General features: G+C 69.2%; 9 protein-coding genes. 6 read left to right on the top strand and 3 right to left on the bottom strand.

Features of this window, described 5'->3' with window-relative positions:
• A partial coding sequence (locus H5398_RS03115) for a transposase domain-containing protein (protein ID WP_182798963.1) occupies positions 1-616 on the bottom strand: 616 nt, incomplete at its 3' end.
• Here H5398_RS03115 and H5398_RS17675 point away from each other — a divergent pair.
• Both H5398_RS17675 and H5398_RS03105 read left to right on the top strand, forming a co-directional pair.
• Entirely contained in the window at positions 507-953 is a 447-nt protein-coding gene (locus tag H5398_RS17675; protein WP_370586036.1) for a VTC domain-containing protein, read from the top strand. The genes H5398_RS03115 and H5398_RS17675 overlap by 110 nt on opposite strands.
• Positions 954-1,251: 298 nt before the next feature.
• The gene (locus tag H5398_RS03105) at positions 1,252-2,856 is read left to right on the top strand and encodes a carbohydrate-binding domain-containing protein (RefSeq protein WP_182798961.1); all 1,605 of its coding nucleotides are present in this window, start codon (positions 1,252-1,254) and stop codon (positions 2,854-2,856) included.
• Between the two features lie 280 nt (positions 2,857-3,136).
• Here H5398_RS03105 and H5398_RS03100 read toward each other — a convergent pair whose 3' ends face one another.
• Positions 3,137-4,066 carry a DUF808 domain-containing protein gene (locus H5398_RS03100; RefSeq protein ID WP_182781295.1) on the bottom strand — a complete coding sequence of 310 codons (930 nt, stop codon included), beginning with the start codon at positions 4,064-4,066 and terminating at the stop codon, positions 3,137-3,139.
• A 172-nt stretch (positions 4,067-4,238) separates the two neighbouring features.
• On the opposite strand from H5398_RS03100, the gene H5398_RS03095 reads away from it, so the two are divergent.
• The 3 genes from H5398_RS03095 to H5398_RS03085 are packed head-to-tail and all read left to right on the top strand — an operon-like array spanning position 4,239 to position 7,240.
• Positions 4,239-5,183 (top strand): NAD-dependent protein deacetylase, encoded by a 945-nt coding sequence (locus H5398_RS03095; RefSeq protein ID WP_182798960.1) that lies wholly within the window; start codon positions 4,239-4,241, stop codon positions 5,181-5,183.
• The gene (locus H5398_RS03090; RefSeq protein WP_182798959.1) at positions 5,180-5,956 is read left to right on the top strand and encodes a fructosamine kinase family protein; all 777 of its coding nucleotides are present in this window, start codon (positions 5,180-5,182) and stop codon (positions 5,954-5,956) included. Before H5398_RS03095 ends, H5398_RS03090 begins: the two co-directional genes overlap by 4 nt.
• Before the next feature lie 48 nt (positions 5,957-6,004).
• Positions 6,005-7,240 (top strand): dicarboxylate/amino acid:cation symporter, encoded by a 1,236-nt coding sequence (locus H5398_RS03085; protein ID WP_182781298.1) that lies wholly within the window; start codon positions 6,005-6,007, stop codon positions 7,238-7,240.
• A gap of 46 nt (positions 7,241-7,286) precedes the next feature.
• On the opposite strand, the gene H5398_RS03080 is transcribed toward H5398_RS03085, so the two are convergent.
• Positions 7,287-7,961 carry an AAA family ATPase gene (locus tag H5398_RS03080; RefSeq protein ID WP_182798958.1) on the bottom strand — a complete coding sequence of 225 codons (675 nt, stop codon included), beginning with the start codon at positions 7,959-7,961 and terminating at the stop codon, positions 7,287-7,289.
• Positions 7,962-8,133: 172 nt separating this feature from the next.
• On the opposite strand from H5398_RS03080, the gene H5398_RS03075 reads away from it, so the two are divergent.
• Positions 8,134-8,736: a DsbA family protein gene (locus H5398_RS03075; protein ID WP_182798957.1), complete on the top strand. Its 603-nt coding sequence runs from the start codon at positions 8,134-8,136 to the stop codon at positions 8,734-8,736.
• Positions 8,737-8,785 lie beyond the last annotated feature (49 nt).

Genomic DNA, 8,785 nt, shown 5'->3' with positions numbered 1-8,785 from the left:
GCAGCGGCTCGGCCAAGGTGGCCTCCGACTGCGAGTAGGGGCCGATCTCGGCTGCGAAGACCGCATGCGTCCCGCACTCGGCCAGCGCCACCACCCGAGCCATGGGAAAGGCAGCCCGCTCGCCCTTGTTGACCCCCGGACGCCCGAAGTGCTCGGCGTTGGCTGTCGTGTCAGCGACATCAAGACACATCCCGTCGATCGCGACCAGCCGCCGCCCAGCCAGCCACACCCCCGGCGTCTGGTCCGTTCCGATCGGCCTCGCGACCCGCTCAAACAGCGCCTTCAACGGCTCAGCACCCAGCCGGGCACGGGCCTGGAAAATCGCTGACTTACTCGGGAGAGCGTAGGACTCCCTCCACCCCGAAGCCCACGACAACCCGTCGGTCAACTGACCGAGCACGTCCTCATAGGAGCCCTCGGAGTACAACGCCATCCCAATCGAGAAGTAGGCCATCACCCGCGCCGGCAACGATCGATGCCGCTGCTCGGTCCGGCCGACCTCGGCGATCACCTCATCAACCAGACCCGGCGGGAACACCCGGGTCAACACCCCCACCGACACAAGATCGGACAAACGACGCTCGGTCTCCGGCTTCTTCCATCCCGCACGCGGCATACCACCACACTACACCGACAGGAGCTTAACTGAACGGTATTGCACCTACACCCGGTCCACGTTCCTCATGCCCGACGGCGCCGCCCGCGCCACGCTCGACACGCACCTGACGTGGTCCGACCGACAGACCGGCCACGAGCGATCGGCCGACGGCCTGGTGATCGTCGAGACGAAGTCCAGTGCCGGGGCGTCGGTGGCGGACCGGGTGCTGTGGGGTCGCGGGCACCGGCCCGTGTCCATGTCGAAGTACGCCACGGGGTTGGCGACGCTCCGCCCCGAGTTGCCCCACAACCGTTGGCACCGCCTCATGACCCACACCGAACTCGCCGCCGCCTGACCACCCTCCACCGCCGGCTGAGGTGTGAGGAGCGCAGCGACGACCCTCGAAGCCCAATACACGTGACCTTGTCAGCCTACGTTTCGTAGGCTTCGAGGCCGCTGCGCGGCACCTCAGCCAGCGGAGTGGGGCCGCCGCCGAGTGACCCGGGAAGTGGTCGCTCACCCTTCTGCTGGCTGAGGTGTGAGGAGCGCAGCGACGAGCTTCGAAGCCTAAGAAACGCAACCTGACAACCAGTCACACCCCCCCGTCACCCGACCCAACCCGACACCCACCAAGCACCACAGGAGATATGACCATGACCCCCAAGCGACTCCTCGCCTCCCTGTCCTCCCTCGCCGTCGGCGCCCTGCTCGTGGGCTGCGGCGCCACCGGCGTCGGGAGCACGGCCGCCGCCGGGACGACCTCCGCCACCACCACGACCACCACCGCGACCACCGTCGACGGCGCGGCCCTCACTGTGGACGCCACCCGGGCCGCCAACGCCACGCCGGACGCCGCCGACGTGACGTGGGACGCATCGTCGGCCACCACCATCACGCTGAGCGGCAGCACCGCGACCGTCGACGGCGAGGGCGTCACCATCGACGGCAACACCGTCACCATCACCGCCGGCGGCACCTACGTGCTCACCGGCTCGCTCGACGGCCAGATGGTGGTCAACTCGGCCTCCGACGACGAGGTGAAGCTCGTCCTCTCCGACGCCGAGATCACCTCGGACACGGGGCGGGCGATCACCATCGCCGATGCCGGCGAGGCGGTGGTGGTGCTCGCCGACGGCACGAGCAGCACGCTCACCGACGCGGCCAGCTACGCCGGCACCTCCGACGAGGCGCCCACCGCGGCCCTCTATTCCAAGGCGGACCTGACCATCGGCGGCGACGGCTCCCTCACGGTCACCGGGCGGAGCCTCGACGGGATCGCCACTGCCGACGGCCTGGCCATCGTCGGCGGCAGCATCCAGGTCACCGCGGCCGACGACGGCATCCGCGGCAAGGACCACCTCGCCATCACGGGCGGCGCCGTCACGGTCGAGGCGGGTGGTGACGCGCTGAAGTCCACCAATGACACCGAGGTAGAATCCGGCTTCATCGACATCTCGGGCGGCACCCTGGCGCTCACCTCCGGGTCCGACGGCTTCGACGCCGCCACGGACGTGATCATCTCCGGGGGCACCGTCACGGTGGAGGCGGGCGACGACGGCATCCACGCCGAGCTCAGCCTCGTCATCGGCGACGGCGAGGTCACGTTGGCCAGGTCCTACGAGGGCCTCGAGGCGCAGTACATCGCGATCACCGGCGGCACCATCGACGTGACCGCGGAGGATGACGGCCTCAACGTCTCCGCCGCCGACACCACCACGTCCACCGACACCGCCTCCACGGACCGGCAGATGGGCGGCGGCCCAGGCGGGGGAGGGATGGGGGTCATCGACGGGTCGGCGCTGGTCAGCGGCGGAACGCTCACCATCGACGCAGGTGGGGACGGGTTCGACTCCAACGGAGACGCCGAGATCACCGGCGGTACGGTCATCGTGCACGGGCCGCTGAACGACGGCAACGGCGCGCTGGACGTCAACGGCACGTTCACGATCAGCGGCGGCACGCTGCTGGCGGTCGGCTCCTCCGGGATGGCCGAGACCCCGGACGCGGAGTCGGCGCAGGGGTGGGTGCAGGCGACGGTTTCCGGCTCCGCGGGCTCCACCGTCCAGATCCTCTCGGGCTCCGAGATGGTTGGTGAGTTCACCGCTGAGAAGGACTTCTCCAACGTCGTCTACTCCGGTGAGGGCATCAGCAGCGGCCAGGAGTACACCGTCGCGGTGGATGGGCAGTCGGTGGTCGTGACCGCCGGCACCTCGACCGGAAGCGGGATGGGTGGAGGAGGCGGTCGCCCCAACCGCTGACCCGCCACGCCGAACGCTGATTGGGCTACGTCGTGGGTAGAGCCCCCCCCAAAAAACGGTTGAGCCAGCCGCCGCGCGTGGCCCGCTGCCGCGGAGCGCCTGAGCCCGACAGCGAGGATGCGGGACGGCAGGGCGGGCTTGCGCAGTGATGCCCAACCCGGGGATCACCCAGCTGGCGTCCCGCCTGGGCTGACCCGACCCAGGCCCGCCCTGCCGTCGCGCATCCGGGCATCCTGTACCAGACCACGCTGCCCGGAGAGCAGGCTGCAGGAGGCGAGGGTCAGTGCGCCGCGACCTTCTTCTTCCGCGGGATCAGGTGCATGATCACCACGACGATCCCGCCGGCCACGAGGCCGAGCACCGCCGACGCCAGCGTGTTGACCAACCAGCCGACGAAGCCGCCCGCCGCCTCGGCCGCCAACACCTCCCAGTGGTGCACGAAGTCGTAGATGACGGGCCAGCCCAGGTCGTTGATGCCGACCAGAAGGATGTGTCCACCCACCCACAGCATCGCCGCGATCCCCACAGTGGACAGCACCTTCATGACGATCGGCATCGCCTTGACCAAGCCCTCGCCCAGCCGGCTGGTGGGCGGGTTGGCGGCCAGCCTGAGGCCGACGTCGTCCATCTTCACGATCAGCGCCACGACGCCGTAGACCAACGCGGTGATGCCGAAGGCCACCACCACGAGCGTGATCGCCCGCATCCAGAAGCCCTCGCCGGCGATCTCGTTGAGGGAGATGACCATGATCTCCGCGGATAGGATGAAGTCGGTCCGGATGGCGCCACCCACCATCTTGTCCTCGTGGTTCTCGCCCTTGATCGCGACCGGTGCCTCCTTCACCTTGGAGTGGCCGCTGACCGCCTCCCAGATCTTCTCGGCGCCCTCGTAGGAGAGGTAGAGGCCGCCCACCATGAGTAGCGGGGTCAGTGCCCACGGCAGGAACTGGCTCAGCAGCAGGATTGCGGGCAGGATGAACAACAGCTTGTTGCGGATCGATCCCTTGGCGATCTTCCAGATCACCGGCAGTTCGCGGTCCGGGGTGAAGCCGTCGACATAGCGGGGGGTGACCGCCGCATCGTCGACCACCACGCCCACCGCCTTGGTGGACGCCTTGCCGGCCGCGGCCGCGATGTCGTCGACGGAGGCCGCCGCCGCACGGGCGATGGCCGCCACGTCGTCGAGTAGTGCTGCAAGGCCGCCGGCCATGGGTTCCCCTCTCACCAGGTTTCGTCGGCGATTCTACGGTGGTGGGCGGCACCCGCAGGGTGCCCGCAGCCCCGCCCGCGAGTGAGTGCCTGCTCACTGGGGGTTCGGGGATGCTAGACCGACCCCCAGGCGCCACTCTGGAGAGGCCTAGGCTTGGCCGGGAAGGAGACCGATGAACAGTGCCCCGATTCCGGACGTCGGCGGCTGGTTTCGCACCGCCGCGGACGCCGTCGCGCTGCCGTCGACACCCTCGTGGGGGCCCGGCACGGGCGGTTTCGGGCTGCGCTCCCACGACGACGACCTCGCGGCCGCCGTTGACCTCTTCCGGGGGCGCCCCGCCATGGTCCTCACTGGCGCCGGCATGTCGACAGCCTCCGGCCTGCCCGACTACCGCGGCCGCGACGCGGTGCCCCGCTCGCCGATGACCTACCAGGAGTTCGTGGGCTCTGACCTCAGCCGTCGACGCTACTGGGCGCGCAGCACGGTGGGCTGGCGGTGGTTCGCCCAGGCGCGCCCCAACGCGGCGCACCACGCGCTGGCGGACCTGGGTGAGCTGACTCCGCTCACCGGCGTGGTCACGCAGAACGTCGACGGGCTGCACCAGGCGGCGGGGTCGCGGCCGGTGCTGGACCTGCACGGCGCACTCGAACGGGTGGTCTGCCTCGCCTGCCGCACCCTGATTGACCGGGACGGCATGCAGGAGCAACTCCTCGCGCTCAACCCGCACTTCGCCGAGCGCCTCGACGCGCTCGCCGTCGAGAGCCGCACCGCGCCCGACGGGGACGCCGAAGTGGATCGAACGGACGACTTCTTCTACCCGGACTGCCGGCGCTGCGGAGGCATGCTGAAACCCGACGTGGTCTTCTTCGGGGAGAACGCGGACCGCACCGTCGTCGGCGAAGCGATGGCGCTGCTCGACGAGGCCGCGACGCTGCTCGTCCTCGGGTCCAGCCTGTCGGTGATGAGCGGCCTCCGGTTCGTGCGCCGTGCCGCCCAGCGGGGCCACGACGTCGTCATCGTCAACGACGGCGCCACCCGCGGCGACGACCTCGCCACCCTGCGCCTCCACGGAAGGCTCGAGGACGTGCTCGCCGCCTGGGTTGCACGCCTCGGATGAAGACGTTCCGGAAGGCGGGCACCCGGCGGGCGATCGCCACCGAGGTGGCCAGCCTGCGCTGGCTGTCCGAGGCGACCCCAGGAGGGGGCGCCGCGGTCGCCGAACTCGCCGGCTCCGGGGAGACCTGGCTGGAGACGGCTCTGCTGGACCACGGCGCGCCGACGCGCGACGACGCAGCCGAGTTCGGCCGCCGGCTGGCCTTGACCCACGCCGCTGGCGCCAGGTGGTGGGGCGAGGCGCCACCGGGTCTGGAGCCGGCGGATCTGGCGACGGCGAACCTGCCGACGCCCGCCGCCGCAGTGCCCACCTGGCGGTCGTTCGGCGAGTACTACGCCGAGGGGCGGCTCAGGCCCTACGTCGCGATGGCCGCCGGACTTGAAGCCGAGGACAACCGGCTGCTTCACCGGGCGTGCGACGCCGTGGCGACGGGGCGGTTCGACTCGCCGCAACCCGCGCTCTGTGGGGAGGTGGCGCGCATCCATGGCGACCTGTGGGCCGGCAACGTGGTGTGGACGGCCGACGGGGTGGGGACGCTCATCGACCCCTGTGCCAACGGAGGACACGCAGAGACGGACCTGGCGGAGTTGGCGTTGTTCGGGAACGGGCAGATCTCCGACATCCTTGACGGCTACCGCGAGGTCAGCCCGCCGGCGGAGGGCATGCGCCAGCGGATTCCCCTGCACCAACTGCACATGCTGCTGGTTCACGTGGTCCTGTTCGGGGGCGGATACCTGCCGATGGCCCTGAATGTGGCGCGCGGGCTCCTGCGTTAGCGGGGCCTCGGGTAGCCCGTGGAGGGATGCTGGGTTAGGTTTGCGCGCATGAGCACTGCAGCCGTCGCCCAGAAGAAGAAGTTCACGTTCGGTCTTCTGCCCCGGATCGTCGTCGCCATCACGCTTGGCGTGTTGTTCGGGAACTTCTTTCCCGACTGGCTGACGCGCGTCTTCGTCACCTTCAACGGCGTCTTCGGTCAGTTCCTCGGCTTCGCCATCCCCCTGATCATCCTCGGACTCATCGCCCCGGCCATCGCCCAGCTGGGTCGCGGCGCGGGCCGGTGGCTGGCGGTGACAGCCGCCCTGGCCTACGCGTCGACGCTGAGCGCCGGCCTCATCGGTTTGGGCGCATCGCTGCTCGTCCTCCCGCGGGTGCTGCCCGAAGGCGGTGCGCCGTCGCTCACCAACCCCGACGAGGCGCTGCTCGCGCCCTACTTCGCGCTGGAGATTCCGCCACTGTTCGGGGTCATGTCGGCGCTGGTGTTGGCGTTCATCGTCGGCGTCGCGTTGACGATGATCGAGGGCGGCGCGCTGCAGCGCGGGTTCGAGGAGTTCCGCGAGGTGATCAACATGGTCATCCAGAAGATCCTCATCCCCCTGCTGCCGTTCTACATCTTCGGCATCTTCCTCAACATGACGCAGGGCGGCCAGGTGTACACGGTCATCGCCACCTTCCTGGGTGTGGTGGTGTTCGTGTTCATCCTGACCTGGGTGATGCTGCTGGCGCTGTACACCGTCGCGGGGATCATCACCGGGCGGAATCCGCTCAAGATGCTGGTCACCATGCTGCCGGCCTACGCCACGGCGCTCGGCACCTCGTCCTCGGCCGCCACCATCCCCGTCACGCTGCGCCAGGCGATCAAGATGGGCGTGTCGCAGCCGGTGGCCGCGTTTGCCATCCCGCTCAACGCCACCATCCATCTCGCGGGATCCACCATCAAGATCACCTGCTTTGCGCTGGCCGTGATGATGCTCGCAGGGATCGAGATCAACGTGGGCGTGATGATCGGGTTCGTGATGATGTTGGGCGTCATGATGGTGGCGGCGCCAGGGGTGCCCGGCGGCGCGATCATGACCGCGGCGGGCCTGCTCTCGACGATGCTCGGGTTCACCGAGGCGCAGGTGGGCCTCATGATCGCGGCCTACATCGCCATCGACTCCTTCGGCACCGCCACGAACGTCACCGGCGACGGCGCCCTGGCGGCCATCGTCGACAAGTGGGTGTCGCGGTCCAGGCACAAGGACGAGTTGGCCGACGAGGCCGCCGTCCGGGCCGCCGCCTGACGCTGGGTGCGTTCGCCCAGTGGAGCCTGGGCGGCGACCATCAGCCTCAGGACTCGGGTGCAGCCTGATCGGACCCGGACGGTCTGCGCGACAACGCCGCCTCCGCGGTCGTCGCCAGAACCGGGTCCACCTGAATGGTGGCGGCAGCGCGTTCTCCTCCGGTGAGGGCCGGGAGGGCGGCTGCTGCCGCCGCGATCTGAGCGATGGCGGCCCGCTCGGACATGGAGTCGCTGTCGATGACGAGGTCGAAGTTGGACTCGTCAGACCAGTCGACGTTGTAGAACAGACGAACGAACCGGGCTCGGATCTCGTCGTCGGCCTTGATCAGGCGGGCCGCCTCGTCGGGCTCGATGCTGGTGCGCTTGGCGACCCGGCCCGCGCGCACCGAGTCCGGCGCCTTGACGAGCACGTTCACCACGTCCGCCATGCCCTGGAGCACCCGGAATCCGCCCCGGCCCAGGATCACCACGTTGCCGCGGGCCGCGAAGGCCGCGATGGTCTCGTTCATCATCTGGATGGTCGTGGCGCTGTCCTCTTTGAACAACTCCCAGATCTTGGGCTTGTGGTCGTAGATCGCATCGAGCCGGGTGACGCCGTATTGACGGATGACCTTGTTGATGGTCGATTTATCCACGAAGTCGTAGCCCAACTGATGGGCCAGTTCCTGCGCGATCCGGCCTCCCTGGCTGCCGAGCTGACGCGACACGGTGATGACGGCCATGACTACCTCCTCGAGCCCGCGGACATCGGTGTCCGCTCCTGCATCCGACTGTAGTCCTGCCGCAGCGCCCCCGCGCGGCGATCCCTGATCGCCCGCGTCCCTCGACGCGGCGCTGTCATCCCCCTCAGCGATCTCAACCGGCGACCAAGCCGGACTGTGGTGAGATGGCCCCATGACCACTGACGTTGACTTCTGGTTCGATCCCATCTGCCCCTGGGCCTGGATGACCTCGCGTTGGATGCTCGAGGTGGAGAAGGTCCGCGACGTGAAGGTCACCTTCCACGTCATGAGCCTGGCCGTCCTCAATCACCGCCGCGACCTGCCCCCGGCGTACCGGCGGCACATGGACCGCGCCTGGATGCCGGCCCGCGCCGCGCTCCTCGTCGAGCAGCGCCACGGCTCGGACATGCTGCGCGAGTTCTACACCGAACTCGGCACCCGCTTCCACCCCGGCGGTGAGAAGCAGGGGCCGGAGACCGTCGAGGCCGCGCTGGCCGCCGTCGGCGCCGATGCCGACATCCTGGACATCGCGCAGACCGAAGCCGTCGACGACGACCTCCGCCGTTCGCACCACGAGGGCATGGATCCGGTGGGCGACGAGGTGGGTACCCCGGTGCTCCGCGTCAACGGGATGAGCCTGTTCGGGCCCGTGATCTCCCCTGCGCCGAAGGGCGAGGAGGCGGGCAACCTGTTCGACGGCTTCGTGAAGGTCACCGCTTACCCCGGCTTCTTCGAGCTGAAGCGCACCCGAACCACGGACCCGATCTTCGACTGAGTGCCGAAGCCGCAATTAGCACCGGACATTTGGACTTATTAGTCCACCC

It is taken from the genome of Tessaracoccus sp. MC1679, assembly GCF_014164775.1.
Lineage (GTDB): Bacteria > Actinomycetota > Actinomycetes > Propionibacteriales > Propionibacteriaceae > Arachnia.
The sequence above is the reverse complement of the archived record's forward strand: the minus strand, read 5'-3'. Positions and strand labels throughout refer to the sequence as shown.